Annotated in this window: 19 protein-coding genes; 8 read left to right on the top strand and 11 right to left on the bottom strand. The window is 39.9% G+C overall.

Features of this window, described 5'->3' with window-relative positions; translation table 11 throughout:
* Window positions 1–67: 67 nt before the first annotated feature.
* A complete protein-coding gene (locus tag IZT61_RS00160; RefSeq protein WP_196099198.1) occupies window positions 68–922 on the bottom strand; it encodes an HD domain-containing protein in 855 nt (284 codons plus the stop codon).
* 221 nt (window positions 923–1,143) lie between these two features.
* Here IZT61_RS00160 and IZT61_RS00155 point away from each other — a divergent pair, with 221 nt between their 5' ends.
* Together IZT61_RS00155 and IZT61_RS00150 are read left to right on the top strand one after the other, a co-directional pair.
* Entirely contained in the window at window positions 1,144–1,797 is a 654-nt protein-coding gene (locus IZT61_RS00155; protein ID WP_196101172.1) for a TetR family transcriptional regulator C-terminal domain-containing protein, read from the top strand.
* A gap of 5 nt (window positions 1,798–1,802) precedes the next feature.
* Window positions 1,803–3,107, top strand: a complete 1,305-nt coding sequence (locus IZT61_RS00150; RefSeq protein WP_196099197.1) for an ABC1 kinase family protein — start codon at window positions 1,803–1,805, stop codon at window positions 3,105–3,107.
* Here the strand turns inward: IZT61_RS00150 and IZT61_RS00145 are convergent, their stop codons facing one another.
* On the bottom strand, window positions 3,108–3,464 hold the full coding sequence (locus IZT61_RS00145; RefSeq protein WP_196099196.1) for a response regulator: 357 nt from the start codon (window positions 3,462–3,464) through the stop codon (window positions 3,108–3,110). It lies immediately after the preceding gene.
* A 592-nt stretch (window positions 3,465–4,056) separates the two neighbouring features.
* Between IZT61_RS00145 and IZT61_RS00140 the strand changes: the two genes are divergently transcribed.
* Entirely contained in the window at window positions 4,057–4,659 is a 603-nt protein-coding gene (locus tag IZT61_RS00140; protein ID WP_196099195.1) for a GIN domain-containing protein, read from the top strand.
* Between the two features lie 426 nt (window positions 4,660–5,085).
* Here IZT61_RS00140 and IZT61_RS00135 read toward each other — a convergent pair whose 3' ends face one another.
* Entirely contained in the window at window positions 5,086–5,343 is a 258-nt protein-coding gene (locus IZT61_RS00135; RefSeq protein ID WP_196099194.1) for a hypothetical protein, read from the bottom strand.
* A gap of 144 nt (window positions 5,344–5,487) precedes the next feature.
* The gene (locus IZT61_RS00130; RefSeq protein WP_196099193.1) at window positions 5,488–6,732 is read right to left on the bottom strand and encodes an ABC transporter permease; all 1,245 of its coding nucleotides are present in this window, start codon (window positions 6,730–6,732) and stop codon (window positions 5,488–5,490) included.
* Between the two features lie 200 nt (window positions 6,733–6,932).
* Between IZT61_RS00130 and queA the strand changes: the two genes are divergently transcribed.
* Entirely contained in the window at window positions 6,933–7,982 is a 1,050-nt protein-coding gene (gene queA / locus IZT61_RS00125) for a tRNA preQ1(34) S-adenosylmethionine ribosyltransferase-isomerase QueA (protein ID WP_196099192.1), read from the top strand.
* A 101-nt stretch (window positions 7,983–8,083) separates the two neighbouring features.
* Window positions 8,084–8,749 (top strand): 2-C-methyl-D-erythritol 4-phosphate cytidylyltransferase, encoded by a 666-nt coding sequence (locus tag IZT61_RS00120; protein ID WP_196099191.1) that lies wholly within the window; start codon window positions 8,084–8,086, stop codon window positions 8,747–8,749.
* 143 nt (window positions 8,750–8,892) lie between these two features.
* Here IZT61_RS00120 and IZT61_RS00115 read toward each other — a convergent pair whose 3' ends face one another.
* Window positions 8,893–9,756 (bottom strand): OmpA family protein, encoded by an 864-nt coding sequence (locus tag IZT61_RS00115; protein WP_196099190.1) that lies wholly within the window; start codon window positions 9,754–9,756, stop codon window positions 8,893–8,895.
* Between the two features lie 71 nt (window positions 9,757–9,827).
* Window positions 9,828–12,341, bottom strand: a complete 2,514-nt coding sequence (locus tag IZT61_RS00110) for a beta-L-arabinofuranosidase domain-containing protein (RefSeq protein WP_196099189.1) — start codon at window positions 12,339–12,341, stop codon at window positions 9,828–9,830.
* Window positions 12,342–12,654: 313 nt separating this feature from the next.
* Here IZT61_RS00110 and IZT61_RS00105 point away from each other — a divergent pair, with 313 nt between their 5' ends.
* The 3 genes from IZT61_RS00105 (at window position 12,655) to IZT61_RS00095 (ending at window position 14,466) form a co-directional block, all read left to right on the top strand.
* Window positions 12,655–12,984 (top strand): RNA recognition motif domain-containing protein, encoded by a 330-nt coding sequence (locus IZT61_RS00105; RefSeq protein WP_196099188.1) that lies wholly within the window; start codon window positions 12,655–12,657, stop codon window positions 12,982–12,984.
* Between the two features lie 436 nt (window positions 12,985–13,420).
* On the top strand, window positions 13,421–13,939 hold the full coding sequence (gene msrB / locus IZT61_RS00100; RefSeq protein WP_230383800.1) for a peptide-methionine (R)-S-oxide reductase MsrB: 519 nt from the start codon (window positions 13,421–13,423) through the stop codon (window positions 13,937–13,939).
* Between the two features lie 47 nt (window positions 13,940–13,986).
* On the top strand, window positions 13,987–14,466 hold the full coding sequence (locus IZT61_RS00095; RefSeq protein WP_196099187.1) for a methylated-DNA--[protein]-cysteine S-methyltransferase: 480 nt from the start codon (window positions 13,987–13,989) through the stop codon (window positions 14,464–14,466).
* A gap of 193 nt (window positions 14,467–14,659) precedes the next feature.
* On the opposite strand, the gene IZT61_RS00090 is transcribed toward IZT61_RS00095, so the two are convergent.
* The 5 genes from IZT61_RS00090 to IZT61_RS00070 all read right to left on the bottom strand — a co-directional run bounded on the left by IZT61_RS00090 (window position 14,660) and on the right by IZT61_RS00070 (window position 20,154).
* On the bottom strand, window positions 14,660–15,748 hold the full coding sequence (locus tag IZT61_RS00090; protein ID WP_196099186.1) for a TlpA disulfide reductase family protein: 1,089 nt from the start codon (window positions 15,746–15,748) through the stop codon (window positions 14,660–14,662).
* 313 nt (window positions 15,749–16,061) lie between these two features.
* Window positions 16,062–16,661 (bottom strand): RNA polymerase sigma factor, encoded by a 600-nt coding sequence (locus IZT61_RS00085; RefSeq protein WP_196099185.1) that lies wholly within the window; start codon window positions 16,659–16,661, stop codon window positions 16,062–16,064.
* A 599-nt stretch (window positions 16,662–17,260) separates the two neighbouring features.
* Window positions 17,261–17,923 (bottom strand): anthrax toxin lethal factor-related metalloendopeptidase, encoded by a 663-nt coding sequence (locus tag IZT61_RS00080; protein ID WP_196099184.1) that lies wholly within the window; start codon window positions 17,921–17,923, stop codon window positions 17,261–17,263.
* A 74-nt stretch (window positions 17,924–17,997) separates the two neighbouring features.
* Window positions 17,998–19,137 (bottom strand): TlpA disulfide reductase family protein, encoded by a 1,140-nt coding sequence (locus IZT61_RS00075; protein ID WP_196099183.1) that lies wholly within the window; start codon window positions 19,135–19,137, stop codon window positions 17,998–18,000.
* Between the two features lie 60 nt (window positions 19,138–19,197).
* Complete coding sequence (locus IZT61_RS00070) at window positions 19,198–20,154, bottom strand: discoidin domain-containing protein (RefSeq protein WP_230383799.1); 957 nt, start codon at window positions 20,152–20,154, stop codon at window positions 19,198–19,200.
* Window positions 20,155–20,161: the final 7 nt, after the last annotated feature.

Below are 20,161 nucleotides of genomic sequence, written 5' to 3'. Positions count from 1 at the left end.
AATAAATTGGGCATCTCCTTTTTGAAAGGTAAGGGCATTTAAAGATAGGAGGCACAGCTGCAACTTATCAAGAAAAAAGCGCATTTAAGGTTCGCTGTTTTATTTTGGGCATTGCGCCTTGCCGCGTGTATTCTGCAAGTCCACGAAGCTGTTTTATCGCCTTTACCGCTTCATACCCGGCATAGTTGGTTCTTATTTTATTGAGCAAGAGCGTATCAGTTTTAAACATATCACTTTCTGTTAACAGCCCTTTTTTTAAGAAAGATTTTATCAGCTCCGCCATTTTTCCGTTAGCGTATAAATGAAGTGGAAGCTTAAAAAAATCATTATTTAGCTTTTCGTAAACGCCATTGATCCACGCGGCCCGTTCATCGTCGTTAACGGCAATTTTACCCTCGCTCAATACAACTGAGTTAAGAAACTCACGTGCCTGTTGTCTGGAAATTATTCCTCCATAAACGGCATCACGCAAGGTATAATCTAACCGATCGGCACAAAGCGACGGTGAAGCTTGTTCTAAAATATCGAATGTTCCGTATAAAATCTGGTTTACATTATATCCGTATTTCAGCAGTACATCGGGAATTTGAGACTGACACAAAATCTGCGCAAATACTTTTTCGTGGTAATCTTCGTCAGCATAATCAAACACATAATCGCCAACGTGCGAAAAAGCGGTGTGCGAAATATCGTGCAATAAACCTGCAATTTGCTCAAGTTCTGATCCGCCCATTTTTTTTATCAGCATTGCTACGCCGATAGCATGTTCTAACCGGGAATGACACACATCGGGATTTACCAAAAATATTGCTCCACTCTGATGAATCCCACTCAAACGCTTTAAGGCATCGGTATTTAAAAGTGCATCAAATATTGCAGGGAATTCCATTTTGCCGTATAAAAAATCGTTAAGCTCAATCATAGGTCGTGTCTAAGTGGGATAATAAAACTAAACAATATTACTAATATTTTTAGCTAAAATGAAATAAATTTTCAAACCTATTGGCATACAACTAAATAAATTAGTTGAGCACAAACTTTCATTTTTTTTGAAAGTAATTATTACAATGACATGATTAACAATAAACTAACTTTTGAAACAAGAAGGTGTTAAAATCGTTATACTTGTACAAAAACAGTATTATGGCAACCGCTCAGCAAATTAGAAATGCATATATAGATTTTGTTTTAACCAACGATTCGAAGCCTAAATCGGTTTACAGTTTTGCCAAAAAACTCAAAATAACCGAAGCCGATTTTTATCAGTTCTTTTCATCGTTTGAAAGTATAGAAAAAACAATTTGGTTCGAACTCACCTTCGAAACGTTTAGCAGAATTAAAGCACAAGAAGTTTGGAATCAATATACATCGAGAGAAAAAATGCTTTCGTTTTTTTACAGCTATCTTGAACACCTGAAAAGTGAACGCAGTTTTGTAATTTATAGTTTAAAAAACAACCGCGGCAAATTCTCAACGCCCGATGTTTTGGCTGGTGTAAAACCAATTTTCGAAAATTTTGCGCAAGAGATCATTGATGAGGGGTTGGAAAGCGGTGAGTTGGCTGAGCGTAAATTCTTCAGCAAAAGATATAAAGATGCACTTTGGGTTCAGTTTGCGTTTATCCTTAATTTTTGGATTAACGACGATAGCGAGGGATTTGAAAAAAGCGACGAAGCGATTGAAAAAGGAATCAACGTGACTTTTGATCTCTTTCAGCACTCTCCAATTGATAATATCATCGACTATGGAAAGTTCCTTTCGAGAAATGGAATGTTTAAGGAAAAGATGGGACTATAATTTTAATGAAGACACAACAAAGTATTCCTACCACCAAGGTAGAACGATCGGCGAAATTTGTTAAAACAGGCTTTCAAATCGGCGGCAATTATATCAAGCATTATTCGAAAAAACTATTTAATCCTGACCTCGATCGGGATCAGCTTAATGAAGATAATGCAACCGACATTTACAAATCGTTAAGTGAGTTAAAAGGTAGTGCCTTAAAAATTGCCCAGATGTTAAGTATGGATAAAAACATACTTCCCAAATCGTACGTTGATAAATTTACACAATCGCAATACAACGCCCCTCCCCTTTCCGGACCATTAATTGTAAGAACTTTTACCAAAAACTTTGGCAAAACGCCCGAGCAGATCTTCGACAGTTTTAATCTAACGTCGAGCAATGCGGCATCAATTGGTCAGGTGCATCAGGCCACACTTAACGGACAGAAGCTTGCCGTAAAAATTCAATATCCGGGCGTTGGCGATAGTATTTCGTCTGATTTAAAGCTCGTTAAGCCATTCGCTTTCCGATTGCTTGGCATGTCTGAACGTGAGCTGAACATTTACATCAAAGAGGTTGAGGAGCGCCTGCTCGAAGAAACTGATTACGAACTGGAAGTTAGGCGATCAATTCAATTTTCGGAAGATTGTAAAAATCTCGATCATGTGGTATTTCCGAAATATTATCCTCAGTTATCGGGCAAGCGAATCATTACCATGGATTGGATTGACGGTTTGCATTTGAAAGAGTTTTTGAAAACAAATCCTTCGCAAGAGCTGCGAAATAAAATTGGCCAGGCGCTGTGGGATTTTTATAATTTTCAACAACATGAGTTAAGGGCCGTTCATGCCGATCCGCATCCCGGAAATTTTATCTTTACACCCGATGAAAACCTGGGCGTGATCGATTTCGGCTGCATTAAGGAAATGCCAAACGATTTTTACTATCCTTTTTTCTCGCTGATTTCTACAGATGTAATCAGCGACAAGCACAAAACGATTGATGCTTTCAGGAAACTTGATATGATTCATGCTGACGACACAGACGAACAGGTGGAGTTTTATTACAAAGCGTACAAAGAAATGATTAGCCTTTTTGCCAGGCCATACACCAGTAAGATTTTCGATTTTAGTAAACCAGAATTTTTTGACCAGTTATACGCGTACGGCGAAAAAATTTCGAAAATGCCCGAATTTAAGCAGGCCCGGGGCGTAAAGCATTTTATTTATGTTAACCGAACCAATTTTGGCTTATACCAAATGTTGCATGAACTAAAAGCAATGGTTAATACCGACACTTATGAGCCAACATTGAACCGTTAATTAGGCGTTTTTCTTTACTACTTCTACCATGTGATCAATATCAAAGGGCTTTTCGATGTAATCATCGGCCTTGCACTCTTCGGCCTGCTTTGGTATGTCTTTTGAAGTTGAAGTTAAAACGGCCGATACCTTTTTTGTTTTCGGTGTAGATTTTAATTCTTTAATCACCTGCGATCCTTTTTTACTGCCTTTGATGTGGTCATCTACAACCACCAAACTCGGATCGATTTTGTCAATTTTTTCAATGGGCTCCGTCGTTAACGACGCGGTTACATCAAAGCCCTCCTCCTCCAATACTTGATCCATTATATCGAGGATATCTTTATTATCCTGAACAAGTACAACCTTTTTCTTCATAAAAACTTAGAGATATTATGCTATAAATATAAGAAAAAGTACAGATGTACAATACATCAACTATTTTATTGTAGACGGTTTCACAACACCCTTTCTGCAAGCTATGGCTTAAAAAACTTGTGCAAAAATTACCATCTTAAGGTGGCTTTGTTATACAACCCGCTTAGCATATGCTGATTACGAATTGTAACTGCACTATTTTATTGAAACACCTAGCGATGAGCAAATAATTAATGCGTATGCTTAGAACGACTTTTATGCGACGAGAAGGTGATTACTTTATCGTGATTTTACGATCTTTTGACGGTTGCCCTTGCAAAATTTTAAATGTGCGCTTGATAATTAAATCAGACAATCGACAAATCCGAGGCTTACAGCCCTGTCAAGTGCCAAAAACTGACCATGCGATACGTTGCAAAATTTCGTCTTGAATTAATGCCCGTTCGTCGATTATTACTTGCCAATAGTATAATAGCCTGAAAACCCCTGCAACGTTTTCGCCGTATCGGCGTCTTATCTACAAACAACAACAAAATCGACTTAAACTTTTCAATTACAATAATTAATATTATTTTATTAAAAACAAAACGTTATGAAAACCTCAATCAAAACCTTAATCGCAATTTCGTTAACTGCCATGGTAATGTCCACATCGGTAGCTACCGCAAGTGTTTCTACATCGGGAGTTGCTTCGGTTAATAGTCCGAAAACAAATAACTTCAGAAGAATTACTGTAAAAGGAAATGTAGAGCTCACCATTATTCAGGGCAGCACAACGAGCATCGCCTATGCAGATGATAATTATGGCAGTGCAAAAGTGATGCAGGAAGGCGATAATCTTAAAATTTCATCGTCAGGCAAAGACGTAACAAAAATGATTGTGTATGTGAAAGAGCTGTACAGAATTCAGGCTTCCGAAAATGCGACGGTAAAAACCGAAGGCAAACTCGACACCCAATTTCTTCAGGTCTTTTTAAAAGGAAGCGCCAAAGCAGATATTAATAGCAACACAGAGGGGTTATATACGGTGATTGAGGACAATGCCTACTTAACATTGAGCGGATCTACAGACGACCACACCCTGGTTATGGGAAAAACACAAAAACTTACCATTGATAAATTCGCAGCGTTGAAAACGACCATTAGCTCGATAGAAACTGCAGCAATTGAAACTAAAATGGCAGCCAATAAGTAAACTGGAAACAAGTAAAGGGTAAAGCTTTTTGAGAGGATCAGGAAGCTTTTTTTGTGTCCGCTAAATTGCGGTTTTGTTTTTCATCGATAACAAAAGGAGCTTTTTTGAAGAACAAAAGAAGTTGGTGTGAGCGTTTGCAGCGAATCGTGTTGACGACCGTAGCGCTCCATAGGAGCTCCTATGGAGGAGAAATCTTCATCGTTTTGCCCAATAGTCATCCGATGAATATCGGCGACGTGCATATATTTCATCGTTTTGCCCAATAGTCATCCGATGAATATCGGGGACGTGCATATATTCATCGGATGACTAATCAATCCGTCAGATCGGCCGTAGCGCTCCAGAGGAGCTCCTATGGAGGAGAAATCTTTTTTCTTAAACATTCCTAATCCTACGTTCCTGGTGAGCATGGCATCGACCAATACATTAAGTGTTTTCGTTCGTAAGCTCAAGGCCGCTGTTTAAATTGAACTCCCTAGCGTGTAAAGCAGATAAGATTTCCTCAAAGCTGTCGATTTCTGCAAATAAATTATATTTCAAGCGGTTCAGGTCATGATCGCTGTTGATCCGAATACTCGCCTTTTCATTCCCGATTTCAGCAGGAAAATCAATTTTATATTTCGCCATAAACGGTACAAAAACCTCGTTGTATGTGTCGATCCGTAACTTAATGATGTAATCCATGAAAAACATACGAGTTTTCGAAGCCGCTGGATTTTAACAAAATGAAGAAAATTTAAATTATTTTCACGTCTCTCCGCTAAATTAAACGTCTTAAATTTGGTAGTTAACGTAATGGGGTTCGGCCGCCCACATCAACCAGTTTAATCAACTTCTTATCGCTTCTACAGGATCTAAACGCGAGGCTGAATATGCAGGCCAAAACCCTGAAATTGTTCCAATAATAATCGAAATGCCAATACCCAACACAATGTTGTTTAAGCCCAGAATAATATGAAAATCGGTAGCTGCACCGATGCCAAGCGCCATTAAATAGACCAGCACAAGTCCTAACAAACCACCCAAAATACAAAGCGAAATAGACTCGAAGATAAACTGGAGCAGAATAAAATAATTTTTCGCCCCTAACGATTTTTGTATGCCGATAATATTGGTTCTTTCTTTAACCGATACAAACATGATATTCGCTATACTGAAGCCACCCACTAAAATAGAGAAACCGCCAATAATCCAGCCGGCCAGGTTAACCATCGTAAACATCGAATCGAGCTGATTAGAAATGATAGTGGTTTTATTCAACGCGAAATCGTCTTCCTCGCCTGGCCTGATCCTGTGAATAGAACGCATTAAACCCTGCAACTGGCTTTCAACCTCTTCAAGCGAAATATTATCATCTCCCCTAACGGTGATTTGTGGCCCATAACGTTCGTTCTGTATATCCAAAACCCCTTTGGCAAAATTTATAGGGATGTTTACATTTTTATCTAATGTAGTACCAAAAATATCTTCACCTTCTTTTTTAAACACACCAATTACTGTTAATCTCCTTCCCAAAATCTGCACCTGTTTCCCAATGGGATCATCGGTACCGAACAAGCCTTCGGCAATATCGGCACCCATTAAAAGCACCGGAGCACCGTTGTTGCTCTCGTTTTCGGTAAAGTAACGTCCGGCCTGCAGTTCAAAATTCCATGTTTTGTTAAAATCCTGTGAGGCAGCAGAAACTGTAATGCCTTCAACCGAACTGCTTCTGTATTTTATCGTTCTATCGCTGGTCGAAATCTCGAAAGTAATCCCCTGGGCATTATCCATACGCTCTTTTAGGGCCTCGAAATCGCGAAGTGAGGGTTGTGGGCGGTTCATGTATTTCCACCAGGGATAATTATCGCCAAAACTCCAGGGCCATTTCTGGATAAAAATGGTGTTTGAACCCAATTTATCTACGCTGGCCTGCAGCTTACCACGGAAAGTATCTACCGCCGAAAAAACGGTAATGATGGTAAATATTCCAATCGTTATTGCCAATAGCGATAACATGGTGCGTAATTTATTTTGACGCAATGCATCAAATGCAAAGCGGAAACTCTCGCCTATTAGCCTAAAAATTATCATAATTACTGGTTAGATGCAGCGCATTTAAAAAGGTTACAATTAAAGTTTAAAACTAGCTAGTTTTATGTATAAACCGCTATTTAATGGTGCTTTAATTCGAATAAATTCTCCTAAAACATTATACGCTCCAATTGCGTTTGATAAAATACGGAAAAGAAAAATTAATTTCGTATTTTTGCACCTCAAAAAATTCATCAAGAATGAAATTATCACAATTCAAATTCAACTTACCCGAATCATTAGTAGCTAACAACCCAGCCGAACAACGCGACGAAGCACGTTTAATGGTGTTACATAAAGACAGCGGTAAAATTGAGCATAAAATTTTCAAAGACGTTTTAGGTTATTTCGACGACAAAGACGTTATGATATTGAACAACACCAAGGTTTTTCCTGCTCGTTTATACGGAAATAAAGAAAAAACCGGTGCAACTATCGAAGTTTTCTTATTGCGTGAATTAAACAAGGAACTACGTTTATGGGATGTTTTGGTTGATCCGGCCCGTAAAATCCGTGTAGGCAATAAACTTTATTTTGGCGATAACGATTTGTTGGTTGCCGAGGTTGTAGATAATACCACTTCCCGCGGTCGTACCATTCGCTTCTTATTTGAGGGAACGGACGAAGAGTTTAGAAAAAACGTGGAGATTTTAGGAGAAACACCACTTCCAAAATACATTAAACGTAAGGCTACACCCGAAGATAAAGAGCGTTACCAAACCATTTTTGCAAAACACGAAGGTGCTGTAGCGGCTCCAACTGCTGGTTTACACTTCAGCCGCGAGTTGATGAAACGCCTCGAACTTAAAGGTATTGAGTTTGCAGAAGTTACTTTGCACGTTGGCTTGGGTACTTTTAGAACGGTTGAGGTTGAAGACCTTACCAAACATAAAATGGATTCGGAGCAGTTTATTATCGAGCAAAAAGATGCTGATATCGTAAACAAGGCGCTCGAAGAAAAACGCAGGGTTTGTGCAGTTGGGACTACCTCAATGCGATCGATTGAATCGGCGGTATCGGCAAACAGAACGCTAAAGGCTGCGAACGATTGGACAAGCAAGTTTATTTTTCCTCCATACGAATTTAGCATCGCCAATTCGATGATTACCAATTTCCACACACCAGAATCTACTTTGTTGATGATGGTTAGTGCTTTTGGCGGTTATGAGAACGTAATGAATGCTTACGAAGTGGCGGTTAAAGAGAAATACAAATTTTACAGCTACGGCGATGCCATGCTGATCATATAGATTTGAGTATGAGATGTGAGATATGAGAGGCGAGATATGAGATTATCGTATGTCGAGTTTCGAATCTTACATCTCAAATCTATAGTCTCACATCTTATAATATGAAAAACTACGCTATAATTGTAGCAGGCGGTTCTGGTAATCGGATGCAGACAGAAACCCCAAAACAATTTCTTTTATTGAAAGACCTCCCGGTCTTGATGCACACTTTAAGGGCCTTTGCCCAGAGCAACGCTCAACCCAGAATTTTACTGGTTATAAACAAAGATCAACAGCAATACTGGCGACGCCTGTGCGAAGAATTTAATTTCCGTATTCCCCACGAAATCATCGATGGAGGATCCACACGGTTCTATTCTGTTAAAAATGCGCTGGAAACCATAGGAGACGAATGTTTGGTAGCTATTCACGATGCGGTACGCCCCTTGGTTTCAAAAGAACTGATAGACAAGTGTTTCGAACATGCAGAAAGACGTGGAAATGTAATTGCAGCGGTTCAATCAAGCGACAGTGTACGCTTGCTTAAAGACAACATAACCTCGGCATTAAAACGCGATGAAATTTACCTTGTTCAAACTCCGCAAACGTTCAGCTTAGCTATTTTAAGAACCGCTTATCAACAAGATTTCGAAGCGCATTTTACTGATGATGCAAGCGTTGTTGAAGCTGCAGGCTATGAAATAAATATTGTGGAGGGCGAAAGAAATAATATAAAAATTACCTACCCTATCGACCTGGAATTAGCCGAGTTATTGCTGAAAGATTAAGAGTCGGAAAGTCCGAAATACCGGGGTCGGAAGATAAAAAGCCTATGGTGGGGTATCTGTCCCACATCTAAACTTTTTCACCCGGCCGGGTCAAACAAAAAAAGGGACCAATTTGGCCCCTTAAATATTCAGTTTCTTTTAAATTATTTTTGCGATGCTTCGGGCGCTTTCCCAATCAGATCCATAAACTGATCTAATTTAGGTGTAATGATAATTTGTGTACGCCTGTTTTTTGCCTTTCCATCTGGCGTGGCATTATCGGCAATTGGGTTGTATTCTCCCCGCCCACCGGCTGTTAAACGCTTAGGCTCTACCCCATACTTGGTTTGCAGTACCTGAACAACCGATGATGCACGCAAGGCACTTAAATCCCAGTTGTTGCGGATGTTTGGTTGCGAAATCGGAACGTTATCGGTGTTACCCTCAATCAGCAAATCGTATGAGCTGTAATCCTTAATAATCTTTGCTATTTTGCTCAACGTTTCCCCTGCCTTATCCGAAACTTCGTAGCTACCCGATTTGTATAGCATATTATCGGCCAACGAGATATAAACTACGCCTTTTAACACCTGTACATCTACATCGCTAAGTTCTTCTCTGCTTAATGAGCGGGTAAGGTTATTTGTTAATACCATGTTAAGCGAGTCGCTTTTGTTCTTCGCATTAACCAGTTGTTTAATGTATTTGTTCGAACTGTTAATTTCATCGACTAGTTTAGAGATGTTCACATTTCCTTGACTGCTGGAATTCAGGCACTTGTTCAACGCATCTTGCAATGCAGCAACATTGGCCTTTTCTGATGCGATCTGCTCTTCTAAGCTTTTTACCCTGCTGGTAGATCCTGAAAGCTCCCGCTGACTATCTTGATACTTATTGCTCAGTTCCTGGTTTCGTTCTCGCAACTTCGAGTACGTATCTTGCAGCTCAGTATACTTCTTATTGCTTACACAGCCAGAAACAAGAGCCAATGAAAAGAGCGCTATCGGGATTGATTTGTAAAATTTCATATTCTTGTATATTTTTGATTATACTTTAACAAATTCCTTGCCGTAATGTTTCAATAGCCCTTTAAGCGGTGTTAAAGCCTGTTAATTTGAACCGAATCGAAAGATGCAAGGGCTTTATAGGTACGAAGGCCAATGCTTCCAGATTGGTATTCGCTATCGTTTATTGCAACCACAGGTTTATCCGATCCATCTACATAAACCTCCATTTGAGGGCCATTCGCCTTAATCTTGATGTGATGAACAGTATTGAACTTAACCGGGTATTTTGCCGTGCTTAACGGTAGCCATTTCTGATTGCTGGCCTTACCAATCTGCACCGTTCCCATATCTGCACTTAAACCGACATAGTAGCCCTGGTAAGCGTCGGGACCAATGGCCGGTTGATTTACCCTGAAGATCAAACCCGCATCTCCATCAGAAGTAATTGTAACATCTGCCAGATAATTAAAATCCCTGAAATCGGTTTCGTTTGCCACATATTTTGATCCATTCATGCCGTAACCGCCAGAGCCGGCGTTTGAAGCAGCGTGAGCGGCACCATTTTTCCAAAACCAGCCTCCGCCGTAAAATACCCAGCTGGCGGGCATGCCGTTTTCGAAATTCTCCACCAAACGATCTTCAACTTTCTTTGGGCGCCCTATTGTTGGAAAAAGACTTAAGCGAATGTGCTCCGATCCGTACGGAACCAGCGTAATATCTTCAGTTTGCTCATTAGAAATTACCGGGCTAAAAGGCACATCAAAGGCAGCAAGTTGATTGTAGGCCAGTTTCCATGATGGTATTTTTTTCCCTTTTAATTTCAGTTTAACAGGCGATTCTTTGGCGATAAATGGGTTTTCGGGCATTGCACGCCGTTCAATCTCAATGCCATTGGCTAAGTCGTTATTATTGAGGATTAGGCCGTAGTTCCATGCCGATTTGGGGAAAACTTCGTAATCGGCAAAACCACTAACCGGATGCGTTTTGATTATTTTGTTCTCAGCTTTTATTTCGAGCGCATATACAATTGGCCCACGTTCTACACTAACCGAATTGTTTACCTGGCTTGTTGTTGCTACAGTCATCGGGAAGTTCAGTTCCAGCTGGTCGCCACTTTTCCACTCGCGATCAATCGTGAACATTGCGCCCGCGGCTACACCTTTTAGCGGCTTTCCGTTTAATTTAATCGTCGGATTATTGCTCCATGTGGGGATTCGCAGCACCAACGGAAAAGCTGTTGCCTGGCTCAACGTTAAATTTAATTTGATTCGCTCTTCAAAGGGATAATTCGTTTCCTCGATTATTTTGATCGTCCGGTTCCCAGCCACCAGGGTTTCTATTTCCATGGGCCCGTAAGTAATGATGGCCAGGCCCTTATCTGGCGTAGCAACTGCACTGTTCTTTACAAAATACGGCCAGCCCATGTGCATGTTGTAACGGCAGCAACCGAAGCCCGAATATGGACTGGAAATTATTCCCGAAGCGTAATCCTGATTAAAACCCAAATTGCCGTGGGCGCTAATTACCTGATTCGGAAGCGTGTAATACGAGTGATTTTTGAAATCGCTGCTAAATTGTGCGGGTAATGCGTTAAAAGCAATTTTTTCCAACTGATCGCCGATGCTTGCTTTATGAATTACCCGTGCCGCAGTTTCCAAACTCTGCATCCATTCTACCACCGTGCAGGTTTCTACACCGCTAGTTGAGTTTCTGCCCGATAAAAACTCTGTTCCGGAGCCCAGGCCCTCTGGCTGACCATGGTCGTGCATGATGTGCGCTATTCCTTTCTCAAGGGCATTTAAATTTGCCGGTGTATCGTGCAGTTGTGCGTAAACAACAGGAAACTTTAAGGCCTGCGCTACGTTAACCATGTGCTTCGGCTGAAAATCGTCGCCGAAATAATAAAATTGGTTATTGGTATAAATATCAATCCACGGATAAGCCTGGTTTTTGAGCTTTTCAACAAGCTTCAACAAATCGCCGTCGCCGGTTTTATTGTACAACCAAATTGCAATCTCCATGTTATCTGCAGCTCTCGATTTGCCCCACTCCCTTAACGGATCGGCATCGAGGTTAGCAAGTTCGTACTTAAAGTATTTGGTTAAGAATGGAATCACTCTTTTATCTGCTGTGGCCTCGTAATAACTTTGCAGGGCATACATCATCGGCATGCGTGGCCACCAGTCCTTCATTTTCGGCGGGCCAAACAATCCATTTTTTTGTTGGTTATTCAGCGTCCAGTCGATGTATTTCTGCGCCTTTGCCTTTAGGTTATCGTCATCTAACGTGTAGGCCAGTGCAACTAAACCTTTAACGTAATAAGGCACCCGTTCCCAGCCATTGCCCGTTCCGCCCAGCCAATCGGTATTCTTTCCTAAATTATCATCTTCAGGGTAAAGCGCCTCTGCCATGCCCGTTGCGCCGCTTCGTTGCTGTTCTAATTGCTTCAAAAGCCAGCCCTTAGCCTTTATGCTACCCATTGGCAATTGTACAAACACGCCTTGCTTTAACGGCGCCTTATTAAACTCGGTTGTTCGTATTTGGGCATTTAATGCTGTTGCAGCGAAAAAGGGAATTGAAAAGCAAAGGGCTTTTAATGTGCTCATAAAAGTAAGTAGGTTAGATTTTTTTGCTAAAAATACAAATTAGTTAAGAACAATAAAACGTTTTAGTAAGTTGGGGGAATTCGTCATAGCATTCGCTCAGCAATGCCTTCGAAAAATATTGCTTACTTCCATCGATATATCAGTTAAATGACAATTTTTATGATTTGCACCAAAAAAGTGCTAAAATAATACGGGTTTTAATAATTTATTTTGGCTTACAGCGGCATTTTGCTTAATTTGCGCTTATTATTAATCGCCTGATGTAGTGCTAAAAACAGCCTTAATTCGGGTAGTTCTAAAAAACGCTTAGTCAATGGTAAAAATATTTATTGGTGGTCTGGCAGACAATATCCAGGAAATGGACCTGGCTATCTTTGTAAGTCTTCACGGCAAAATAGAAACAATTAAAGTAGTTAGAGACAGGGCTACTGGTAAATGTAAGGGATATGCCTTTATTGAGCTACTTAGCCTGGCCGATGCCAAAAACATCATATCCATGTTGAATGGAGAAACTTTTAAAGGCAATGTAATAACGGTTAAGCTTTGTGAGGAGGAAGCTCCTAAAAAAACGTTCAAACCGAAACCATCCGGACAGAGCCAAGGCCAAAATGTAAAAAATAAAAGACCTCGCGTTCAACGTTAGCCAATGCGCTAAAGAGGTATTGTTGCAAAGCTTTTTTTGTTCGATCGTGCTTATGCAGTAAGCCTTAAGATTCTTTTTGCACAAAGATGGACATTTAAACGGTTCTGTAATCGGGAAATTAGCACTGAAAAACTACAGTTTCGTAATTTATTTGGCAGCGATGATGGGCCAGATTAGATAAACTCAAGATCCCCTACCCCATATTATTGATCTCGGCAGGTATCGCCGTAAGATTTACTCACTCGTTGCCGCCAAATGATATCAGCCCGAAATTATTTTTCTGGTTTTTCTCCTTTCGATACTATGGTGGATAGTAAGCGGTTTTCATCTGACACTTAAAATCTTGCATCGCCTATCAACAGCAAAAACGAATAGTTAAACGTTAACCAATCCAACTTGGCAGGTTTAACGTAATTTACATACAAAAGGAAATCACATGAAAATTATTGCAACCGTTGTTCTTTTTATGCTAAGCTTCAGCTTAACAGCAACGAGCCAGGAAAAGACTACGCAAACCACAAACCCATATTATTCCCGAACGGATACTAAAAAAATCAGGGTAAAAAATTCGGAATGGAAAAAAATCTTATCGCCGGCACTTTACGCCGTTGCAAGAGAAAATGCTACAGAGCGGGCATTTACCGGCAAGTTATGGAATAGTGAGCAAAAAGGAACGTATTATTGTGCCGTTTGCGGAAATGAACTGTTCCGATCGACAGCAAAATTTGCGAGCGACTGCGGTTGGCCAAGCTTTTTTGAAACCACCCGCAAGGGAAGCACTATTTACAAAACAGACAATTCGTTGGGCATGGAGCGAATTGAAGTACGGTGCGGACGATGCGACTCGCATTTAGGCCATATTTTCGACGATGGCCCGCCGCCAACCTACAAAACGTTATTGCATGAACTCGATTTCACTCGATTTCGATCCGGATGGATTCGGTCAATAATTTGAGACCCTGTAAGCATAAAAAGTAGCGATTAAACTGCTACTTTTACATTATGGATTACGCATCGGTCTTTTCTTCCCCGGTTGGCCAACTGACCATTATGGCGGATGATGATTCTGTTTATGCCATTACATTTGCCAAAAAGGATATTATTGGTTTAACAGAAAATGACTTAACGAAACGGGCTTGGAAGCAGTTGCACGACTATTTTGAAGGCCGTTTGACCGTTTTTGATTTCCCGATAAAGCAAAAAGGAACAGCATTTCAGCAAACAGTTTGGCAAAAGTTATTGGGCGTTGCTTATGGCAAAACCGTTTCGTATGCTAAGTTTTCGGCACACCAGCCTTTGGCCATCAGGGCCATAGCCGCAGCAAATGGCAAAAACAACATTGCAATTGTTGTTCCGTGCCACCGGGTAATTGGCAGCAATGGAAAACTCGTGGGTTACGCGGGCGGTTTATGGCGAAAACAATGGTTGTTACAGCATGAACGCGAAGTGGCACAGCAGGGACAAACAGAATTAAAATTTTAATCTGAACGAATTATCAAATCAAATCGAGAAGCCGAATTACTTAAGCCCAGTTAAATTAATCAATACTAAAAGCTGAAAGCGTGATGTTTAATTGGGCAGCATCCCAGTAAAACAACGCATTTACATCGCTGTCAATTTTGTTCCTATCAGGATGGTGAAATTATTTAACGTTTACAACGGTGTTAAGGAGCTATTAATCGAGCTTAACACCTTTAATATGTTCTCGAATTTTCGCTGTAAATGTTTTTTCGTTGCCACCCATCCAGTTATCGAGAACAATGCCATCCGGACCGATTAGTATATAGGTAGGGTAAGCAGGAACGTTATAGATCAAATTTATTGGAACCGGATTACGCTTATCATCTGTAAGATTTAACCAGGAAATAGCATACTCCTTCGATACTTTTTTCCAATCTTCCAGGTCCTTTTCTCTTGTCATTGTGTTTATGCCCACAACAGTTACCAGATCCTTATTTTCTTCCTGAAACTTCTTTATTTTAGGAAAGGCTCTTTTACATGGAGAACAATGTGCATACCAAAAATCTAATAAAATATACTTGCCCTTTAATTGTTCCAGTTCATATTTTTTGTTGTCAACATCATAGGCAGTAACGTTAACCATTTTTTTTCCTTTTGAAACATAATTTAATCCATACTTTACGTCAACCGCTAACCTTTTATATTCTCTGGATTGTTGATATGCGCTATCTACTTCTAAGCGATTAAACAAACTGATGATCTCCTTTTTTGAAACGGATTCCGATTTTGAGCGAAATGCTCTGTATGCAATGGATGAAAGCTCATTTAAAGTGCCTGAATAAACGGGATGTTGCTTTATTACCTCAAATATTAGCGAATCTTTTTTCTCGGAGTTCTCTGTTACAGCTTTGATTTGTTGAATTTCGTTTAGCACCGACTGCTCTTTAACATCGCCCCTTACGAACCATTCTGCAGCTTTAACACCTTCTCCAGAAACAACGACCGGGCTGGTACCCGCCCAGATTTTGCAAGTGGTAGCACTCGTTTTTTTTGAGTTTTTATCTAACAGAACGAGCGCTAGCTTTAAGGGGCTTTTCTTTAAACTATTTGAAAACTCAAAATGTCCATTTTTTATTGTTTTCGTCTCTAAAGGTGATGTCGTTTCTCCCTCCTCATAAAGTGCAATTTTAAAACCATCTGGTATGTTTTTTATATCTCCGGTAATTGAATAACTATCCTGCCGGAGATTAAAGGCAAACGTTATTAATACCAATGTGATGCAAAAAAAATATTTTAAATACATAGCTTTTATTGTTAAAGGTGATTGTTCGTAAATTTTAATTTTAATGAAGCTACCTGCCTGTTGATAGCCTACGGGCGATGCAACTAAAGTGCACTTGCGATAAAATACGCACTACGCAGATCAAATCTATCTTCGGCACTATGGTAGTGATCTTATGTTAAAGACACCAAAACCCGGAAAAAGGGGTAGTGCACATCCAAAAAAACGTAAAACAGGCATGTTACTGTCGAAATACAACGTCTATCAGTTGGTGAACAAACAATAGTATTTTTAAAATTTAGATTTCCAGAATAGAAGGATGAAGCATAGAAAGCTACAAGGAATCTAAAAAACTAAGTAAAACGCTTAAAATTGCTGAATTAATTTTTGATTTTACCTGGTCGGTAATAAATCTTGTAGCATATTGAATGTGTTTTTTTACCGTTTCTGCAGAAATATTTAACATCCGGGCAATTTCCTCATGTTTCATGCGCTCATCTCTGCTAAGTAAGTACACCTGCTGTGCTTTTGCAGGTAAATTATCTATTGCTGCATCAAGCAGTTCACGATATTCAGCCAGCAAAGCATCGCCAGGATCTGCGTTAGCCGTATTGTTTTCGAATTCAGTTATTTCCCCAAACAAACTTCTTTGTTTAGCTTTATTACGCATTTCATTATAGGTTTGATTTCGGCAAAGGATGAAAATATAGTTTTTAAAACTCTTGATGCCCAAAAGCGACTCTTTTTTCATCCAAACCTTGATAAAAACGTCCTGCACAATTTCTTGCGATAAAAACATAGAACCAGTTAATTTAAAAATATAGGCTCCAAGCGGGTTGCAATAACCGTCGAATAGTTTTTTAAAAGCACGTTCGTCGCCCCCGGCTATTTTAGCCAATAATTCGCTTTCGTTCAAAAGAGGTTTAACAGCCATAATTAATCATACAACTTTAGGTTGTAATGTAAGAATTTTTATTTGATAGCTGCAAATTGAGAGATGATAATCAGGGCGATTAAATTAGAATAACAATGTTGATATTTGGATCAATTTTGAGTTTTTTGCTGTATTCAGCGTCTATCTGATTGAAAGACAATCCGTTCTTAACCTGATTTGAAATTCATTACCGATTTTTTTTATAGGCAGTGCTCTTGATGCGCGATCGCCAGATTCTACAGGTGTTCACACCCGATTTGGAGAAGCAAAATTCGCTTTTAGACTTCTGATTCAGCTACATCGCTTTCCATTGAAAGGAAAAGAAAAATAAAAGGGCTTGGTTTAACTGCCAATCCCTTTTAATCAAAAATAACTTATTAAAAATGCGTCTCATGTTCATTCGGCATACCTTCTGTTGCATTTATCCATTTTTGCAGAATAGAATTAGGTGGCGGTTTATTAGCTCAAGGGACCGCAACACCTCTTCAAGCCGTTGTATTTTTAACGCAATGCTAAACCTCCAATTTCGAAATTATTGCACTCAGCGCATAAGAAGCATGTAGGCATTACGCTTCTTTTCGCGAAGAGCATATTTATTTTTATTCTAGTTTACCGGCATAATTACCACTTTTTTTACCGAAGGTTTTTTGCATAAATTCATATAGATCTGGCTGAGAAGCTTTAATTTTTTCTCTTGTGAAAGGCTCCTGTCCGGTTATTCCATATAAATAAGTTGTGGCAAAACAGGCAAAATACTCACCAATATTCTTCATCATATGCGATTTCGCGTTGTACATATTAAGCTTCGAGGCGTGATCAAAGGCTTTAGTAACCGCGGTGTTACTAGTACCATCGGGTAAAACCTTATGTTGGTAGGCATGCATCAATTCATGTATTAAAATAGGTTTACTCCGCATTTTGATAATTTTGCTGCTAATGTTCATTCTGTTTTTCAACGGACTGTAAGAACCGGGTGAAAGACGTTTGGATTGTGTTTCTGAAACAAGGTCTATCGGAACTTTTTGTAGTGCATTTAATATTTGATCTGAAAGGCGTAACGCGTTTAACAGATCTATCTGAAATTTAACTGCCTCGAAGAATTCAGTAAATATTGGTTCTTGTTTAAGACCCTGTTGAAAGTTAATATTAAAATTACGGTATTGAAGTGAGTCAGTTTGCTGGCCGTAACTTTTGCCAAACGACAATAGGAAACAACCTATAATTAGTATGGCAGACACTCGTGTTTTGTTTTTGAATTGCATGTGTTAATGATTAGATTTTATAATATAAAAAGATCAGGGTATTATTCTCAGTTTTTTTCCTTGTTGCACTATTTCTAGTTTGGTGGGCCTAAAAGCGCTGCAAGTTTTTCATGTAATTGTTCTTGCCGAAGATTCTTTGCAATAATCTTCCCTGATGGATCAATCAGAAAATTGGCGGGAATACCACTTACGGCATACATTTTAGCAACTTCATTATCCCAAAACTTCAAGTCAGACACCTGGGTCCAGGTTAGGCCATCGTTCTTAATAGCGGCTAGCCAGGCTTCTTTTTTTCCTGGCCGATCCAGTGAAACGCCCAGAACAGTGAAGTTTTTATCTTTATAAGCATTGTATGCCTTTACAACGTTTGGATTCTCTGCACGGCAAGGGCCGCACCACGAAGCCCAGAAATCAAGCAATACATATTTCCCGCGAAAATCAGACAGTTTAACGGGGTTACCGTTCACATCATTTTGGGTAAAATCTCTAGCAATCGCACCGATTGCCGTTTTTTTGCCGTTCATTATCAAAGTCGAAATTTTTTTGCCTGGAGCTGAGCCTTTAACCTCGGGCGAAAATTTGTTAAACTCAGCCTCTGCTGCGTCCAGATTGGTTTTAAGGTCTGCGACATCCTTGAAAGCGATCAAACCAACAAACGAATCCAGGTGTTCGTTATAGAATTTTTTAAGTCTATTGGTCTTTTCCGTTTTAATTGCATTCAGCTCAGCAATTAATTGCGCCCCGGTACCTTTATTTTTACGCTCCTCTGCAGTTTTTCCCGCATATTCTTTCATTAAGTTCCTTCTTCTCTCTTCAAGCGGATTTACAATGGCAGCGTATTGAGCATAATCGTCATTCAATTTTGAGCCACCCTTTAGTATGGCATCTTTCACCGAATCAGTGGCGGATATAATCTCCAGTTCCCTGGGTTCCAGAAAAAAACTTAGCTTATCTCCTTTATCATCTTTAGCAGGATTTGCTTCATGCACTATCCTGATGCTGGCGAACTCTGCTTTTGCTACAGAACCGGTAAATGTGAATTTACCTTGCTCAATGTTAGCGGTATCTCTACGTGCATTAGATGGATCGCCATACGCCAGGTAAGCTTTAGCTGGTGAGCTAAGGTTGCCAATTTTACCCTTTAGCGTAAAATTCTGCTGTGCCATAGCAGTAAAAGGCAGCACGCACGTTGCAATTAATAATATTGTTTTCATGTTTTTCAAAAATTGATTTGGTGTTCTGTAATCATTTTATTTTGCTATCTCGCTTTTGGATTATTTCGGCAGCGTTATACCGCTGATCCATATTGTTTCGACTACATTTTGGAATTTCACACTCGATAGGCAGGTGAAACGAAGGAACTTGGCGGTTGTAGAACCAAGATTTATCGTTTGCATATTGTTTGCAATTTTGCCTGCAAACACCCCTTTATTTACCCAATTGGTTCCGTTCATGCTGGTTTCTATTTTTATAGATGTTGGATAGCCCCCCAATGTAGGATAAGCCATTTTTGGAGGGATATAGTAAGTCAGGGCTTTAAAGCTTTCTACCTTGTTAAAATTAATAGTAACCCACTGCGGCATTTGTTGGACATTACTGGTAGCCCAAAAGGTGGTCAGGTTATCATCATCAAAGGTTTTAAAGGCCTGGTGACCTGGAGGGCCCAGGTTTGTGGCCTGCGAAGAGAAATCTTTAATTGTCCATTCTTCCCTATTCACAATTAAAGTGCTGGCTGAAGTTTTTACTACAACATATACTACCCGATCTGTAGCAGCAGCATCAATATCGCCATCTACCGCTTTAACCACCAGGGGCAACACGTAGGTGCTAGATTGTTCGAGTTTGGTTTGAGCACCAATATTAAACTCGGCCGGTTGAGAAACCGTAGCGCCCGCAGGCATGAGCGTTATTGGCTTATGAAAAAGATAGGAGCTGCTTGGCAATAGAGGCGTGTCGCCATATTTGAGCGAATAATCAGCTATTTTGGTAGTGTCTACACCAAATGTTATCCAATGGTCATCCACTGATTTTTCACCGAGCAGTATTGCCGTCAGATTGATCACTACTGGTATATCTTTATCAACAGACACATTTACCTCAATCGTGTCTTTTCCAGCAACCTGTTGAATCGCCACACTGCCATCTGGTAAGGCTTCCTTCATTTTTTCTTTACCGCATGCTGCGAACAGCAGCACCAATGAAAAAGCAATTAAGATGTTGAAATTTTTCATGTTATTT

Origin of the sequence: Pedobacter endophyticus, assembly GCF_015679185.1 — a bacterium.
Lineage (GTDB): Bacteria > Bacteroidota > Bacteroidia > Sphingobacteriales > Sphingobacteriaceae > Pedobacter > Pedobacter endophyticus.
The sequence above is the reverse complement of the archived record's forward strand: the minus strand, read 5'-3'. Positions and strand labels throughout refer to the sequence as shown.